Annotated in this window: 12 protein-coding genes and 1 pseudogene; 4 read left to right on the plus strand and 9 right to left on the minus strand. The window is 68.5% G+C overall.

Going from position 1 to position 14,976, the window contains the following annotated elements; translation table 11 throughout:
• Positions 1–137: 137 nt before the first annotated feature.
• The 3 genes from ACFWP7_RS38060 to sucC all read right to left on the minus strand — a co-directional run bounded on the left by ACFWP7_RS38060 (position 138) and on the right by sucC (position 3,911).
• Complete coding sequence (locus ACFWP7_RS38060) at positions 138–1,694, minus strand: aldehyde dehydrogenase family protein (RefSeq protein WP_384391653.1); 1,557 nt, start codon at positions 1,692–1,694, stop codon at positions 138–140.
• A 175-nt stretch (positions 1,695–1,869) separates the two neighbouring features.
• Entirely contained in the window at positions 1,870–2,769 is a 900-nt protein-coding gene (gene sucD / locus ACFWP7_RS38065; protein ID WP_384391656.1) for a succinate--CoA ligase subunit alpha, read from the minus strand.
• A gap of 11 nt (positions 2,770–2,780) precedes the next feature.
• Entirely contained in the window at positions 2,781–3,911 is a 1,131-nt protein-coding gene (gene sucC, locus ACFWP7_RS38070; protein WP_384391684.1) for an ADP-forming succinate--CoA ligase subunit beta, read from the minus strand.
• Between the two features lie 165 nt (positions 3,912–4,076).
• On the opposite strand from sucC, the gene frc reads away from it, so the two are divergent.
• The 4 genes and pseudogenes from frc (at position 4,077) to ACFWP7_RS38090 (ending at position 8,401) form a co-directional block, all read left to right on the plus strand.
• On the plus strand, positions 4,077–5,309 hold the full coding sequence (frc, locus tag ACFWP7_RS38075; protein ID WP_384391659.1) for a formyl-CoA transferase: 1,233 nt from the start codon (positions 4,077–4,079) through the stop codon (positions 5,307–5,309).
• A 55-nt stretch (positions 5,310–5,364) separates the two neighbouring features.
• A pseudogene (locus ACFWP7_RS38080) lies at positions 5,365–5,481 on the plus strand (hypothetical protein); the annotation flags it as partial.
• Positions 5,482–5,594: 113 nt separating this feature from the next.
• Complete coding sequence (locus ACFWP7_RS38085) at positions 5,595–6,992, plus strand: OFA family MFS transporter (protein ID WP_384391663.1); 1,398 nt, start codon at positions 5,595–5,597, stop codon at positions 6,990–6,992.
• Positions 6,992–8,401: an OFA family MFS transporter gene (locus tag ACFWP7_RS38090; protein WP_384391666.1), complete on the plus strand. Its 1,410-nt coding sequence runs from the start codon at positions 6,992–6,994 to the stop codon at positions 8,399–8,401. The genes ACFWP7_RS38085 and ACFWP7_RS38090 overlap by 1 nt, the downstream gene beginning before the upstream one ends.
• A gap of 125 nt (positions 8,402–8,526) precedes the next feature.
• On the opposite strand, the gene ACFWP7_RS38095 is transcribed toward ACFWP7_RS38090, so the two are convergent.
• The 6 genes from ACFWP7_RS38095 to ACFWP7_RS38120 all read right to left on the minus strand — a co-directional run bounded on the left by ACFWP7_RS38095 (position 8,527) and on the right by ACFWP7_RS38120 (position 14,955).
• Complete coding sequence (locus ACFWP7_RS38095; RefSeq protein ID WP_384391669.1) at positions 8,527–9,702, minus strand: sugar phosphate isomerase/epimerase family protein; 1,176 nt, start codon at positions 9,700–9,702, stop codon at positions 8,527–8,529.
• A gap of 117 nt (positions 9,703–9,819) precedes the next feature.
• Positions 9,820–11,235: an alkaline phosphatase family protein gene (locus ACFWP7_RS38100; protein ID WP_384391671.1), complete on the minus strand. Its 1,416-nt coding sequence runs from the start codon at positions 11,233–11,235 to the stop codon at positions 9,820–9,822.
• The gene (gene eboE, locus ACFWP7_RS38105) at positions 11,232–12,401 is read right to left on the minus strand and encodes a metabolite traffic protein EboE (protein WP_384391674.1); all 1,170 of its coding nucleotides are present in this window, start codon (positions 12,399–12,401) and stop codon (positions 11,232–11,234) included. Before eboE ends, ACFWP7_RS38100 begins: the two co-directional genes overlap by 4 nt.
• A gap of 3 nt (positions 12,402–12,404) precedes the next feature.
• Positions 12,405–13,253 (minus strand): TatD family hydrolase, encoded by an 849-nt coding sequence (locus tag ACFWP7_RS38110; protein WP_384391677.1) that lies wholly within the window; start codon positions 13,251–13,253, stop codon positions 12,405–12,407.
• Positions 13,253–13,972: an EboA domain-containing protein gene (locus tag ACFWP7_RS38115; RefSeq protein ID WP_384391679.1), complete on the minus strand. Its 720-nt coding sequence runs from the start codon at positions 13,970–13,972 to the stop codon at positions 13,253–13,255. Before ACFWP7_RS38115 ends, ACFWP7_RS38110 begins: the two co-directional genes overlap by 1 nt.
• Positions 13,969–14,955, minus strand: coding sequence for a sugar phosphate isomerase/epimerase family protein (locus tag ACFWP7_RS38120; protein ID WP_384391682.1), 987 nt, complete (start codon positions 14,953–14,955; stop codon positions 13,969–13,971). The genes ACFWP7_RS38115 and ACFWP7_RS38120 overlap by 4 nt, the downstream gene beginning before the upstream one ends.
• Between the last annotated feature and the right edge of the window lie 21 nt (positions 14,956–14,976).

The following is a 14,976-nucleotide window of genomic DNA, read 5'->3' on the forward strand; positions in this document are numbered from 1 at the left end:
TGCATATCCGGGCTGTCGGGGCGGATGCGCGGGCCCAGGCGGAGGTGCCGTACGGGTCTCACAATGAGTAACGCGGGGACTACTCAGGAGTCCGCGGGCGGCGTCCGATCATGGACGCCGCCCGCGCCGTCCTCACTTCACGGCATGAGGTGGTAGTCGGGGAAGTTGCCCGGCAGCCGCTCCCCCACCGGTCCCTGTGTCACCGCGCGCACCAGCAGTTCCCCGCCCACGAACGCGCCGCGCCACGACGCGCCGAAGCCGCCGAAGAGCTCGTCGCGGTCGCCGCGGGAGCGGGGCTTGCCATGCCCGACCTTGAACGCCCGGATCTGCGGTGCCAGCCGGTCGTACGTCGCCCTGTCGTCCGTGGACAGGGTGGCGACCAGTGCGCCGTTGGACGCGTTCATGGCGGCGAGCAGTTCGGCCTCGGTGTCGACCAGCACGATGGTGTCGACCGGGCCGAAGGGTTCCGCGTGGTGCAGCGGCGAGGACGGGGGCGGGTTGAGGATCGTGACGGGATGGACGTACGCCGAGGTGTCCTGGCCGGGCAGGAAGCGCGCGTCGGACAGGTTGCCGCGGTGCAGCGGGACGGCGCCCCGGTCGATGGCCTCGGCGACCTGGTCGTGGAGGTCCTTGGCCTTGGCCGCATTGATCACGGGGCCGAAGTCCAGGGACGGGAACGGGTCGTCGGGGTGCTCGACCGCGAGCGGGTGGCCGATACGCAGGGTGCGGACCGCCGGAAGGTAGGCGTCCAGGAACTCGTCGAACAGGGTCCGCTGGACGACGAAGCGCGGGTAGGCCGTGCAGCGCTGCTTGCCGTAGTCGAAGAGCTTGGGGATGACCGCGGTCAGGGAGTCCCAGTCCGTGTGGTTCCAGATGCCCCAGGTGTTGAGCCCCTCCTGTTCCAGCACGTGCCGCTTGCCCAGGTCGGCGACGGCGGTGGCCACCGCGGCGCCCGTGTCGCGGCCGCCGACGAAGGAGACGCAGCCGATCTCGGGCGCACGGACGAGTGCCTCGGACAGCTCGCGTCCGCTGCCGCTGACGAGGGTGACGGGGATCCCTTCGCGTACGGCGAGCGCGCTGGCCAGGGTGAGACAGGCGACGCCGCCGTCGGTCGGGGTCTTGGCGATGACCGCGTTGCCGGCCAGTGCCTGTACCAGCATTGCGTGAACGAGCACGCTCATCGGGTAGTTCCAGCTCGCGATGTTGGACACGGGCCCCTCCAGCGGGGTCCGGCCCTCCACCATGGGCTCGATGCCGTCGACGTACCAGCGCACGCCGTCGATGGCCCGGTCCACATCGGCCTGGGCGAGCCGCCAGGGCTTGCCTATCTCCCAGACCAGCAGGAGCGCGAGCAGTTCGCGGTGCTCGGTCAGCGCGTCGAGGGTCGCCGCGACGCGGGCCCGGCGCTCCGCGAGGGGAACATGGCGCCAGGCGCGGTGCTGGTCGAGCGAGGCGCGCACGGCCTGCTGGGCGGTGGCGCCGTCCAGGCGCGGCGGGCCCGCGATGGGGCTGCCGTCGACGGGGCTGATGGCGGGCAGCGCCCGGCCGTCCGCCTGCCAGCCGGAGCCCCAGAGGTTGAGAACCCGGTCGTCCTGGAAGGCCTCCGGCGCCACCCGGAGGCAGCGCTGCCAGGCGTCGTTCCAGGACGTACCGGCCTTCAGGACGAGGTTGGTGGTGTTGAGGGTGGTGGTCATCGGATGTCTCCGCTCTCGGTGCACAGTCGGGGGCGGGGGGCCTGGCCTCTGCCGAACGGCAGGAAGCTCGGGCCCGCGCGAGCAGGTGTCGCGTACGTACGGAGTGACTGTGGGACAGCTGTGTCCGTACGGAGGAACGTAGTGAGGCCGTGATGTCTCCGGCAGTCACCGCACGTCAACTATGAGTGACGTCACGTTCCGTTTCGAGCTGGTTGAGTACCAGTCTTGCCGTCTCGGTCGGGGTGCTGCCCACGCGCACTCCGACCGCCTCCAGGGCCTTCTTCTTCGCCTGGGCGGTGCCCGACGAACCGGAGACGATGGCGCCCGCGTGCCCCATGGTCTTTCCTTCAGGGGCGGTGAATCCGGCGATGTAGCCGACGACGGGCTTGGTGATGTGGTCGCGGATGTACGCGGCCGCCCGTTCCTCGGCGTCGCCGCCGATCTCCCCGATGAGAACGATCAGTTCCGTGTCGGGGTCTTCCTGGAAGGCCGCCAGGCAGTCGATGTGGGTGGTGCCGACGACGGGGTCGCCGCCGATGCCGACACAGGTCGAGAAGCCGATGTCTCTCAGCTCGTACATGAGCTGGTAGGTGAGGGTGCCGGACTTGGAGACCAGGCCGATGCGACCGGGCTTGGCGATGTCGGCGGGGATGATGCCCGCGTTCGACTCGCCGGGACTGATCAGGCCGGGACAGTTGGGGCCGATGACGCGTGTGCCCTTGGTGGCGGCGTACGCGTTGAAGACCACGGAGTCGTGGACCGGGATGCCCTCGGTGATGACGACGGCGAGTCCGATCCCGGCGTCTGCAGCCTCCAGTACGGCCGCTTTGGCGAAGGCCGGTGGGACGAAGACGACGCTCACGTCCGCTCCGGTGGCCTCGATGCCTTCGCGCACCGACCCGAACACGGGTACGGCACGGTCGTCGAAGTCGACGGTCCGGCCCGCCTTGCGGGGGTTGACGCCGCCGACGATGTCGGTGCCGGCCGAGAGCATGCGCCGGGTGTGCTTCATGCCCTCGGCGCCGGTCATGCCCTGGACGAGGACCTTGGATTCCTTGCTGAGAAAGATGGCCATGTCCACGTCCTTCAGACGGCGTTGGCGAGTTGGGCGGCGCGGCGCGCGGCGCCGTCCATGGTGGTGGCCTGCTGCACCAGGGGGTGGGCGCGGTCGTCGAGGATGGCGCGGCCGCGGACGGCGTTGTTGCCGTCGAGGCGGACCACCAACGGCTTGGTGAGGTGGACGGTGTCCAGGGCCTGCACGATGCCGTCGGCGACCGCGTCACAGGCGGTGATCCCGCCGAAGACGTTGACGAAGACGGACTTCACGTCCGGGTCGGAGAGGATCACGGACAGGCCGTCGGCCATGATCTGGGCGGATGCTCCGCCGCCGATGTCGAGGAAGTTCGCCGGGCGGGCGCCGCAGCCGGCGACCACGTCGAGCGTTGACATGACCAGACCCGCGCCATTGCCGATGACGCCGACCTCGCCGTCGAGCTTGACGTAGTTGAGGCCCTTGGCGGCGGCCGCCGCCTCCAGCGGATCATCGTGCCCGGCGTCCTGCTCGCCCCAACGCGCCTGCCTGAAGCGGGCGTTGTCATCGAGGGTGACCTTGCCGTCCAGGGCCAGAAGCTGCCCCTTGGAGGTACGGACGAGGGGGTTCACCTCGACGAGGACGGCGTCCTCGCGAATCAGCACCTGCCACAGCCGAACCAGCACGTCAACCGCCTGTGGTGGTAGCCCTGCTACCTGGATAATTTCGGTCGCCTTTGCGGACGTGACGCCTTCTGCGGGGTCGATCGGAATGCGTGCTACCGCTTCTGGCCTGGTCGCGGCCACTTCTTCGATCTCCATGCCGCCCTCGGCGGAGGCAATCGCGATGAATTGTCCGGCTGCCCTGTCGAGGACATAGGAGACGTAGAACTCGCTCTCGATGTCCACGAGTTGGGCCAGCATCACCGTGCGGACCGTGTGACCCTTGATGTCCATTCCGAGAATCTGACGCGCCGTCAACTCGGCTGCGGCCGGGTCCGTGGCGACTTTCACCCCGCCCGCCTTGCCGCGCCCGCCGATCTTCACCTGGGCCTTTACCACCACATTGCCACCCAGTCGGCGGGCGATCTCGCGCGCCTCCTTGGGCGAGTCCGTGACCTCGGCCCGCGGTACCACGATGCCGTGCTCCTCGAAGAGTGCCCGCGCCTGGTGTTCGTACAGGTCCATCATCAGGCTCCTGTCTTAAAAGTGGTGCACGCCCCCTGGACATCACCCATCGGATGCGGGATAACAATCTTCATACAGTATCCGTCGACTGTATGCAATGTGCCAAGCGGGGCTCACACCCTGCGACGCCAGGGCGCTGGAACCAACGGACAAGTGAGGTGACCTGTGACAACGAAGGCTCTCGAAGGCATCCGAGTCCTCGACATGACACATGTGCAGTCCGGTCCCTCGGCGACCCAGCTGCTGGCCTGGCTCGGTGCGGACGTCCTCAAGCTGGAGGCGCCGACCGGTGACATCACACGTAGACAACTCCGCGACCTCCCGGACGTCGACTCCCTCTACTTCACGATGCTCAACAGCAACAAGCGCAGCATCACCCTCAACACCAAGACCGAACGCGGCAAGCAGCTCCTCACCGAGCTGATCAGCCGCTGCGACGTCATGGTCGAGAACTTCGGGCCCGGTGCCATCGACCGCATGGGCTTCACCTGGGACCGCATCCGCGAGATCAACCCGCGTATCGTCTACGCGTCCATCAAGGGCTTCGGCGAAGGCCCGTACACCAACTACAAGGCGTACGAGGTCGTCGCGCAAGCCATGGGCGGAGCCATGGCGACCACGGGCTTCGAGGACGGCCCGCCGCTCGCGACCGGCGCCCAGATCGGCGACTCGGGCACCGGCATCCACGCCGTGGCGGGGATCCTCGCGGCGCTGTTCCAACGGGAGACCACCGGCCGCGGCCAGCGGGTCAATGTGGCCATGCAGCATGCTGTGCTCAACCTCTGCCGGGTGAAGCTGCGCGATCAGCAGCGCCTTGCCCATGGTCCACTCTCCGAATATCCCAACGAGGACTTCGGCGACGAGGTTCCCAGGTCGGGAAACGCCTCCGGCGGCGGCCAGCCCGGCTGGGCGGTCAAATGCGCCCCCGGTGGCCCCAACGACTACGTGTACGTGATCGTGCAGCCCGTTGGCTGGAAGCCGATCACCGCACTCCTGGGCCGGCCCGAGCTGGCCGAGGACCCCGAGTGGGCCACCCCCGAGGCCCGGCTGCCCAAGCTGGAGAAGATGTTCCAGCTGATCGAGGAGTGGACCAGCACCCTCCCCAAGATGGAGGTGCTGGAGCGGCTCAACGCCCACCACATCCCCTGCGGCCCGATTCTGTCCACGAAGGAGATCATCGAGGACGCCTCACTGGTCGCCAACGAGATGGTCGTACGCGTGCCGCACCCTGAGCGGGGCGAGTTCGTGACCGTGGGCAGCCCGCTGAAGCTTTCCGACTCCCCCGTCGACGTGACCAGCCCGCCGCTACTCGGCGAGCACAACGAAGAGGTCTACGTCGGCGAACTCGGCCTCGGGCACGAGGAGCTCCACCTCCTCAGGTCGAGCGGGGTGATCTGACGTGACCACCGACGCGTACGGGATCGCGGTCATCCATGAGATGACTGTCCCGGACTACCAGCGGGAGGCCGGCGCCTCCCCGTACACGACCGAGAAGCCCGTGGCCGCACCCGGCGCGCAGTACCGCCGGGTGCGGGCGGCAGGGCTGTTGGGGGGCGGGTTCATGACCTAAGCCCGCGCGGGGACCCACGGTGCGCGTTGGCCACCCCCGTGACCCGTAAGCGCACGAAAGGCATTTGGCAGGGGGCGCTGTCCAGATCTTTCGACGCAAGGGGTGCTTGAACAATGACAACCACCGACTTCTCAAAGCCCGTTCCATACAGGGAGGTGACGGACACCAACGGCCGCAAGTACCGCATCGGGGAGACCGATCGGGACATCATGGGGCGACCACGATGGACCATGGTGCTCTTCCCATGGATGGGCATGCTGGGCATCAGCTCCTCGGAGTACGCGTTCACCTCGGCCGAGGACACGCTGCACGAGGCACACCTGTGGGACAGCGGGCACATCTTCTGGCTGATGGGCGTCTGGATCTTCTTCCAGGCAGCCATCGCCTTCCCGGCCGGGCAACTCCGTGAGAGCGGAAAGCTGCCCGCGCGGTACGCCATGTTCCTCGGCGCACTCGGCACGCTGCTGGGCTATCTGTCGCTCGCGTACGCACCGCACGTGATCGTCGCGTACATCGGGTTCGGCATGTTCAGCGGTATCGGAGCCGGTCTCGTCTACGCGACCTCCGTGAACATGGTCGGAAAGTGGTACCCGGAGCGCAAGGGCGGCAAGACCGGCCTGGTCAACGGCGGTTTCGCCTATGGCTCGGTGCCCTTCGTGTTCCTGTTCACGTCCTACTTGGACCTGAGCAACTACAAGACCGTCCTGGTGGCGGTCGGTGTGGTCTGCTGCACCGTCGTCGCCTTCGCGGGCTGGTTCTTCAAGGACCCGCCCAAGGGCTGGTGGCCGGCGCACGCCGACCCGCTGAAGGCCTCGGAGGACCCGAGGGTCCGTAAGGCGCTGGCGAAGAACCCGCCGGCGGTGAAGCAGTACGTCCCCAGGGAGGCAGTACGTACACCTCTGCTCTGGATGATGTGGTTCTGCCTGCTGTGCACGGCCGGAATCAACATCTTCGGTATCGCATTCCAGGTGCCGTTCGGCAAGGACATGGGCTTCGCGGGCGGGATCGTGGCCACGGCGATGTCCCTGAAGGCCATCGTCAACGGCACCGGACGCGGCATCATCGGCTGGATATCCGACCAGGTCGGCCGGCGCAAGACACTGATCATCGTGTGTCTGGTGCTGGGCACCGCCCAGTTCGGTGTGCTGATCTCCGGCCAGATGGGCAGCATGCCGTTCTTCCTGTTCTGCTCCATGGTCTCCGGATTCGGCGGCGGCGCGATCTTCCCGCTGTTCGCCGCCATGACGGCTGACTACTTCGGCGAGGACAACAACGCCTCCAACTACGGAATCGTCTACAGCTCGAAGCTGGTCTCGGGCCTCGTGGGCTCAGGCGTGGGCGCGCTGGTCGTCGACGCGTGGGACTACGAAGGTGCCTTCGTGATCGCTGGATCCATCGGTCTGATGTCCGCCGTGCTGGCGACGTTCCTCAAATCTCCGGGCAGGCCCAAGCCGCAAGATGCCCGGCGCATAGTTCCCAACCCGCAACCGCTTGGCGAGGAGATGGCGTAATGACGGCGGAACCAATCGCCGCGAAAGACTCGTCGGACAACCCCGACGCCTCGAACCGCGCATACCGTGAAGTCACCGATTCCCGGGGCCGTGTCTACCGGATCGGCGAAACGGACCGGGACATCCTGGGCCACTCACGCAAGTTCATGGTGTACCTGCCATGGATAGCCATGATGGCGATCAGCGTATTCGAGTACGCGTACGGATCGGCCGAGGACACCCTGTCCCATGGACACGGTTGGACACAGAGCAACACGTTCTGGATTCTCAGCGTCTGGATCTTTTTCCAGGCCGGTATTGCCTTCCCCGCGGGCTGGATGCGGGAGAAGGGGATACTGACGGCCCGCAGCGCCATGTACATAGGGTCCGTCATGTGTCTGCTGGGCTTCCTGGCCCTCTCGCACCTGAGCAACGTCGTCCTGGCCATCCTGGGCTTCGGCGTCATCGGGGGCATCGGGTCCGGCCTGGTGTACGCGACCTGCATCAACATGGTCGGTAAGTGGTTCCCCGAGCGACGTGGTGCGAAGACAGGATTCGTCAACGGCGGATTCGCGTACGGCTCCCTGCCGTTCATCTTCATCTTCAACTACGCGTTCGACACGGCCAACTACCACCGTGTGCTGGACCTCATCGGTGTCTACATCATGGTCGTGGTGGTGGCGACGGCGTTCTTCTTCAAGGACCCGCCGAAGAACTGGTGGCCGGCGGACATCGACCCGCTGACCTACGGCAGCACCACGAAGGGCGCGGCCAGCCTCGCCAAGAACCCTCCCGCGGTGAAGCAGTACACACCCAAGGAGGCCATCAGGACCGGGATGCTCCCCCTGATGTGGATCGCACTCGTCATGAGCGCGGGCGTGTCGATCTTCGGGATCTCGTTCCAGGTCGACTTCGCCAAGGAGGTGGGCTTCGGCCCCCTGGTGGCGGCGTCGTCGATGGGCGTCATGGCCGTCATCAACGGCATCGGCCGCGGAGTGGTGGGCTGGCTGTCCGACACCTTGGGCCGTAAGCAGACCCTGGTGTCCGTCATCGTCATCCTGGGGCTCGCGCAGTTCGGCGTGATCTGGGCCGGTGACATCAAGAGCGAGTGGCTGTTCCTGGTCTTCGCCTTCCTCTCCGGGTTCGGCGGCGGGGCCTTCTACCCGCTGTTCGCGGCTCTCACGCCGGACTACTTCGGCGAGAACTACAACGCCACCAACTACGGGCTGGTGTACAGCGGCAAGCTGATCAGTGGCCTGTTCGGTGGTGGTCTCGGCTCGATGGTGGTCGCCGCCTGGGGTTACAACGGCGCCTACGCGCTGGCCGGCAGCATCTCCATGGTGGCGGCGGCAATAGCACTGCTCCTGCGCCAGCCGGGGCAGAACCGCACGGTGAAGCTATCCGCACCACAGCCGCAACCGGTGGGCTGAGCAAGGAGGTTCCGGTCGGCTGAGCACGTACCGACCGGCTGAGTAAGGCAGTCCTGACAACGGGCGGCCCTCCCCACGTTCTGACTCGCGGGGAGGGCCGCCCGTCCGTGTTGGGCGTGGGGCCACTACCTGCGCCTCTTGCGGAGGGCCGCGAGGTTGTCGTAGCCGGTCTTCGCATACGTCAGTGACTGCGCGAGGTCGGTGGAGCTCGGGGCGTTGTCCTGCTCGACCATCGGGTTGTGGTAGTTCCTCTCGCCGACGCGCGAGAAGAACGTGGTGTAGTCGATGACGCCGGTCCCGAACGGCACCATGTCGTAGCCCATGCCGTTGGTGGTGTTGACGGTCCCGTCCTTCGCGTGGAACAGCGGGTAGCGCTTGTTGTTGCGGACGACGAGACCCGCGGGGTCGAAGACCTTCTCCCGGGTGGAGCCGTCGTGGGCGGTGTAGGTGTGGAACTTGTACTGGGCGACGTGCGCCCAGAAGATGTCCATCTCGAGCCAGACGAGTTTCGGGTCCGTGACCTTCAGGAAGTACTCCAGCTTGCGGATGCCGGAGCTTCGGGTGGGGTTGCCCTGGGCGTCGAGCGGGCCTCCGTCGAGCAGGAATCCGTACGCCGCGTCGTGGTTGTGGGTGTACAGCTTGACGCCCTCACGGCGGGCGATCGCGCCGAGCGCGTTCCATTTGTCGCCCGCCACGTCCCAGTCGGCCCGGTAGGCGCTGCCGGTGGGGTCGCCGCCGGTACCCATGTGGGCGAGGCCCAGGATGTTGGCGATCTCCAAGTGCCGCTTGAAGGTGTCGAGGTCGGGTGTCGTGAGCGGCCAGGACGGGGGTATGTAGCCGTGGTTGCCCTGCGCCCGCAGTCCGTACTCGTCGAGCCAGGAGCGCAGCATTTTGGCGCCCGCCACGGACTCCAGGTTGGCGCCGCCCGGGGAGTTGGCGTGCTGGCCGTATCCGGCGAACTCCACCTGCCGGTAGCCGTACCGCGAGAGCTCTTTGAAGACCTCGCGGAAACCGGAGGGCAGATCGGTGGTGAGGGGGTCACGGCCCGTGGCGTCACGGACGGTGTAGAGGATGATGCCGCGCCTGTTCGCGGGGACGAGGACCTCACCACGGTGGCCGTCGCCTCCCCGGCTCTGGGCCAGGGCCGGCGAGGCGCCGAAGACGGGTGCGGCGATCGCGGCGGTCGCGACGGCGGTGCAGGTGCTCAGGAAGCTGCGACGGCCGACGCCGAGAGTGCGGCGCAGGGCCTCGTCGGTGCCGTCGGCTCTGTCGGTTCCGGAGGTGTGCTGAAGGTCGGTCACGGGTGCCTCTTCTCCTGTTGTTGCAGGTCAGATGCGTGCGGGTCACTTCGCGGCACGCGTTGTCAGTGGCGCGTGCTTCACTTTCCGTAGTTGCTCGTCACGTCTTGTCACGGCTCGTCATGCGAGGCCGGCCAGGGTGAGGAGCAGGGATTTCACTTCGGTGGCCGCGACGCGGCCGGTGACTGTGCGGGGGGTGGAGCAGATGATGAGCGGACCGTCGTCGTCGCTCATGGGGAGACGGCCGTGGCTGCCTCGAATAGGTGCCGGGTCCAGGGGCACGACCGCCATGCGGTAGCGCATGCCGAGCTTCTTGCGGGCCAGCGCGCCCGCCGCCTTGACCTTCACATAGGGGTCGAGGGGGTCCATGAAGAGTTCAACCGGGTCGTAGCCGGGTTTGCGGTGGATCTCGACGAGCTGCGCGAAGTCGGGCGCGCGTGCGTCGTCGAGCCAGTAGTAGTACGTGAACCAGGCGTCCGGCTCCGCAACGGCGACGAGTTCGCCCGAGCGTGGGTGGTCGAGGTGATGGGTCTTCTTGCCCTCGTCGTCGAGGAGTTGCTCGATGCCGGGCAGATCGGCGAGTGCCGCTTTTGTGGCCTCCAGGTCCTCCGGGCGGCGCACGTAGACATGCGCGATCTGGTGGTCGGCGACCGCGAAGGCACGGGAGGCCATCGGGTCGAGGTACTCCATGCCGTCCTGCGTGTGCACTTCGAGGAGTCCGGCGCGGCGCAGGGCGCGGTTGATGTCGACGGGGCGGTTCACGCGGGTGATGCCGTACTCGGAGAGCGCGACGACGGTTCGGCCTTCGGCCTTCGCGTCGTCGAGAAGGGGAGCCATGGCCGCGTCGAGGTCCGTGGCCGCCTGGAGGGAGCGCGGGTCGTCGGGGCCGAAGCGCTGGAGGTCGTAGTCGAGGTGAGGGAGATAGCAGAGGGTCAGGTCGGGGTGCCGGGTGCGGATGATGTGGCGGGTCGCGTCGATGATCCAGCGGCTGGAGACGAGGTCCGCGCCGGGACCCCAGAAGTGGAACAGCGGGAACACGCCGAGCTTCTCGGTGAGTTCGTCGCGCAGGGCCGGGGGCCTGGTGTAGCAGTCGGGTTCCTTGCGGCCGTCGGCGTAGTAGACGGGACGAGGGGTGACAGTGAAATCGGTGTCGGCGCCCATGGCGAACCACCAGCAGATATTGGCGACCGTGTAGCCGGGGTGCTCGCGGCGGGCGGCGTCCCACAGCTTGTCGCCGGAGACGAGGCCGTTGTGCTGACGCCACAGAAGTACGTCGCCCAGCTCGCGGAAGTACCAGCCGTTGCCGACGATCCCGTGCTCGGAGGGGTGGGTGCCGGTGAGGAAGGTCGACTGGGCGGCGCAGGTGACGGCGGGCAGGACGGTGCCGAGAGGGGCACGGGAGCCGGACTGGCCGAGCGCCTTGAGGTGGGGCATGTGGTCGAGAAGACGGGGGGTGAGGCCGACGACGTCCAGGACGAGGAGCGGAGTGGGGCGGCCGGTGCGCTCCGGTGAGGGGCTCACGGGTGCTGTGCTCACGGCAGCTCCTTGAGGCCGAGGTCGGTCAACAGGTCGCGGGCAAGGGTGAGTTCGGCGGCGATGCCGTCGGCCAACTGGGCTCGTCCGCGGGGACGCAGTTCGGGCGGGAGGGTCTGCCAGGTGTAGGTCTCGACCTCCAGATGGCGGGTGAGCGGGTGCGGGCCGCCGACGAGGCGGGTCAGGGCCGCGCGGAGTACAGGGAGTGTGGAGGTGAGGGGCGCGGCGGGGGCCGCGTGCAGTGGGACGTGGAAGTGGGCGCGCCAGGGTGAGGCGTCTGGCAGGGCGTCGCCTGCGAGGGCCTCGCCCAGATCGTCGGTGCCGCGCAGGCCGGCGGCCGTCCGGGTGCGGGTCTGGTGCAGGAAGCGGGGTTCGTCGAAGGCGGCGAGGGCTGCGCGGACTTCGGGGAGATGGGGGTGTTCGGCGTGCAGGGCGGCTGAGAGCTGGGACTTGACGACGGGGACGCGGGCATCCGCGAGGGCGTCCAGTGCGGTGTCCGGGTCTTCGAAGGAGGTGGCGAGATGGCAGGTGTCGACGCAGATGCCGATGCGGTGGTGGCCGATGGCGGTGAGCGGGGCGATGGCGTCGTGCGTGGTCTCGACGGTGCAGCCGGGTTCCGGCTCCAGGCCGATGCGGATGGAGCGGCCGGTGAGTTCGTCGAGGGCATCGAGTCGTTCGGCGAGCGTGGTCAGCGCGGTGTGGGCCGTTGCCGCCCGTTTGTCGTCGTACGCGGTGCGCCAGGCCAGCGGCAGGGTGGAGATGGTGCCTTCGGTGACATCGTCGGGAAGCAGCTGGGCGAGGACGCGGGCCAGCGCGGTGGTGTGGGCGAGGCGCTCCGGGTCGGCCCAGTCCGGCTGGTAGACGCGGTACTTGACCTCTTCCGCGCCGAAGCCCTCGTACGGGAAGCCGTTGAGGGTGACGACTTCCAGTCCGCGACGGTCGAGTTCGGTGCGCAGTCCGCGCAGTGCGGACGGGTCGGTGACCAGGGCGTGGGCGGCGTCCCTGGCCAGCCACAGGCCGATACCGAGGCGGTCGCGGCCGAGGCGTCGGCGGACGGGTTCGCAGTGGTCGCGGAGCTGGGCGAGGACGCCGTCGAGGGTTTCGGCCGGGTGGACGTTGGTGCAGTAGGCGAGGTGGACGGTCGAGCCGTCGGGGTGGCGGAAGCGCATCGTTCACTCCCCGCCACGGAGGATGGAGTTGCCTTCGTGGGTGGCGTCCGGGGAGGCGAGGTCGAGGTTCAGCCGTCCGCTGAGCCCGTAGAAAGCCACGGGGTTGCGCCACAGCACCCGGTCGACCTCGTCGTCGGTGAATCCGGCCGCCAGCAGGGCGTCACCGACCCGGCGGGTCTTGAGGGGATCGCTTCTCCCCCAGTCGGCGGCCGAGTTGACCAGCACCTTCTCCGGTCCGTACGCCCGCAGGATCGCGACCATCCGTTCCTCGTCCATCTTGGTGTCGGGATAGACGGAGAAGCCCAGCCAGCAGCCGCTGTCCTTGGCCTCTTTGACGGTGGTCTCGTTGAGGTGGTCGATCAGGACGTGGTCCGGGGGCAGTGCGGACTCCCGGACCACGTCGAGGGTGCGGCGCAGGCCGGCCAGTTTGTCGCGGTGCGGGGTGTGCACGAGCGCGGGCAGCTCGTGGTCGGCGGCGAGCTGGAGCTGGGCGGCCAGGGCGGTGTCCTCGGCGGGGGTCATCGAGTCGTAGCCGATCTCGCCGACGGCCACGACCTGGTCCTTGACGAGATAGCGGGGCAGTTCGTCGAGGACAGGGACGCAGCGGGGGTCGTTCGCCTCCTTGGGGTTGAGGGCGAGCGTGCAGTGGTGGGCGATGCCGTACTGGGCGGCGCGGAAGGGTTCCCAGCCGAGGAGGGAGTCGAAGTAGTCGAGGAAGGAGGTGGGAGAGGTGCGGGGCTGGCCGAGCCAGAAGGAGGGTTCGACGACGGCGCGGACGCCCGCGGCGTGCATGGCCTCGTAGTCGTCGGTGGTCCGTGACGTCATGTGGATGTGGGGGTCGAAGATGCGCATCAGGACTCCTTGCCGGACGAGCCGGATGTCCGGCGCGAGCCGGAGCTGCCGGACGTGCCAGTGGGGGTGGCCGTGGGGTCGGTCAGGGTCAGGACGCGGTACAGGTCCTCGGGTACGGGACGGCCCGCGGCGGTGCGTTCGTCGGCGTAGTCGGCGAGCATCCGGGCGAGTTCGGCGTCGGCGCGGGCGCGCCGGGGCAGCTCGGCCACCTCCTCGACGGGGACACCGGTGAACAGGCACTTCAGCACGGCGTGGCGCCAGTTGTGGGCATCGAGGTGACGGGCGGCGTACGGGCCGACAGCGGCGGCGACGAGCCGGGTGTCGTTGGTGCGCAGCGCGTCCTCGACGAGGGGCAGGGCGTCGGGCCCCGCCACCAGGTGGGGCAGCGCGTGCAGGACGGCTCGGCGTTCGGCGGCGGTGCCCTGGCGGTAGACGCGGGCGAGGGCGTTCATGTCGGCGCGGGCGGCATGCAGGAGGAGTACGCGGGCGGCGTCGGCGTACTCGGGTCCGCACCGGCGGCCGGCTTCGGCTATCCGTAGTTCCCAGACGGAGATGGGGCCGTGGGCGCCGGGGTGGGCGGCGGCCTCGTCGAGGGCCTGGTCCAGCCAGGCGCGGGCGGCTCCGCCGAGGTGGGTATTCAGGCGGGCGTACAGCTCGGCGACGACGGGAGGGGTGGTGTCGCTCGCCGGGGCGTGGTGGCTGGGCTGTGGGTGGTTCACGGGATTCTCCCTTCGCGGCTGTGGGGGGTCTCCCGGGCCGCGCGGTGGAGGAATGGGAGGGACTGTTCGGCGAAGTGGGGGCCCGCGTGGGAGTGGCGGGGCAGTTCGACGACGGTGAGGGCCTGGTAGCCGGTGGCGGCCAGGGCTTCCAGTACGGGCGGGAAGTCGATCTCCCCGTCCCCGAAGGGGAGGTGTTCGTGGACGCCGCGCCGCATGTCCTCGATCTGGACATGGCGCAGCCAGGGGGCGGCGGCGCGTACGCAGTCGGCGGGTGAGAGGGGTTCGAGGCACTGGCAGTGGCCGATGTCGAGGGTGAGACCGAGGGCGGCCGGGTCGCCGAGTGCCAGGCGGAGACGGTGGAAGTCGGCGAGGGAGGAGAGCAGGTGGCCGGGCTCGGGTTCGACGGCGAGGGGGACTCCGGCGTGGGTGGCGGCGTCCAGCACAGGGGCGAGTGCCTCGGCGAGGCGTTTCCAGGCAATGTCCTCGTCCGTGCCGGCCGGAGTGACTCCGCTGAAGCAGTGCACGGCGTGGGCACCCAGATCCGCTGCCACCCGCACGGCGCGAATGAGCAGGTCCACCCGCCGGGCCCGGTCCTCCGGATCCGGGTCGAGGAGGGACGGGCCGTGCTTGCGCCGCGGGTCGAGGACATAGCGGGCACCGGTCTCCACGGTGACCGTGAGGCCGAGCTCATCCAGTCTGCGGGCCACCTTGGCGGTGCGGGTGCCGAGTTCCGGGGCGAGCGGATCGAGGTGCATGTGGTCGAGGGTCAGACCGACGCCGTCGTAGCCGAGGTCGGCGAGGAGAGCGAGGGCGTCGTCGAGACGGAGATCGGTGAGGCCGTTGGTTCCGTAACCGAAGTGGAGGGGGCGGGGAGTCGTCGGGGTGGGATCGGTGTCCTGGGGCGAGGTCGGGTGCGGGCGGGCGTTTGGGAGCGGGGTCGGGAGGGGGCCCTGATGCCCGGTCCGGTGGGGGTTTGGGGTCATGTGACGCTCACCTTCCTTGCG

This window comes from Streptomyces sp. NPDC058470 (genome assembly GCF_042721055.1).
Classification (GTDB): domain Bacteria; phylum Actinomycetota; class Actinomycetes; order Streptomycetales; family Streptomycetaceae; genus Streptomyces.

Coding starts and splice junctions, on each gene's coding strand:
- sucC (WP_384391684.1), bottom strand. CDS start 3,911: ATGGACCTGTACGAACACCAGGCGCGGGCACTCTTCGAGGAGCACGGC.
- sucD (WP_384391656.1), bottom strand. CDS start 2,769: ATGGCCATCTTTCTCAGCAAGGAATCCAAGGTCCTCGTCCAGGGCATG.
- ACFWP7_RS38090 (WP_384391666.1), top strand. CDS start 6,992: ATGACGGCGGAACCAATCGCCGCGAAAGACTCGTCGGACAACCCCGAC.
- ACFWP7_RS38060 (WP_384391653.1), bottom strand. CDS start 1,694: ATGACCACCACCCTCAACACCACCAACCTCGTCCTGAAGGCCGGTACG.
- ACFWP7_RS38085 (WP_384391663.1), top strand. CDS start 5,595: ATGACAACCACCGACTTCTCAAAGCCCGTTCCATACAGGGAGGTGACG.
- ACFWP7_RS38120 (WP_384391682.1), bottom strand. CDS start 14,955: ATGACCCCAAACCCCCACCGGACCGGGCATCAGGGCCCCCTCCCGACC.
- ACFWP7_RS38110 (WP_384391677.1), bottom strand. CDS start 13,253: ATGCGCATCTTCGACCCCCACATCCACATGACGTCACGGACCACCGAC.
- eboE (WP_384391674.1), bottom strand. CDS start 12,401: ATGCGCTTCCGCCACCCCGACGGCTCGACCGTCCACCTCGCCTACTGC.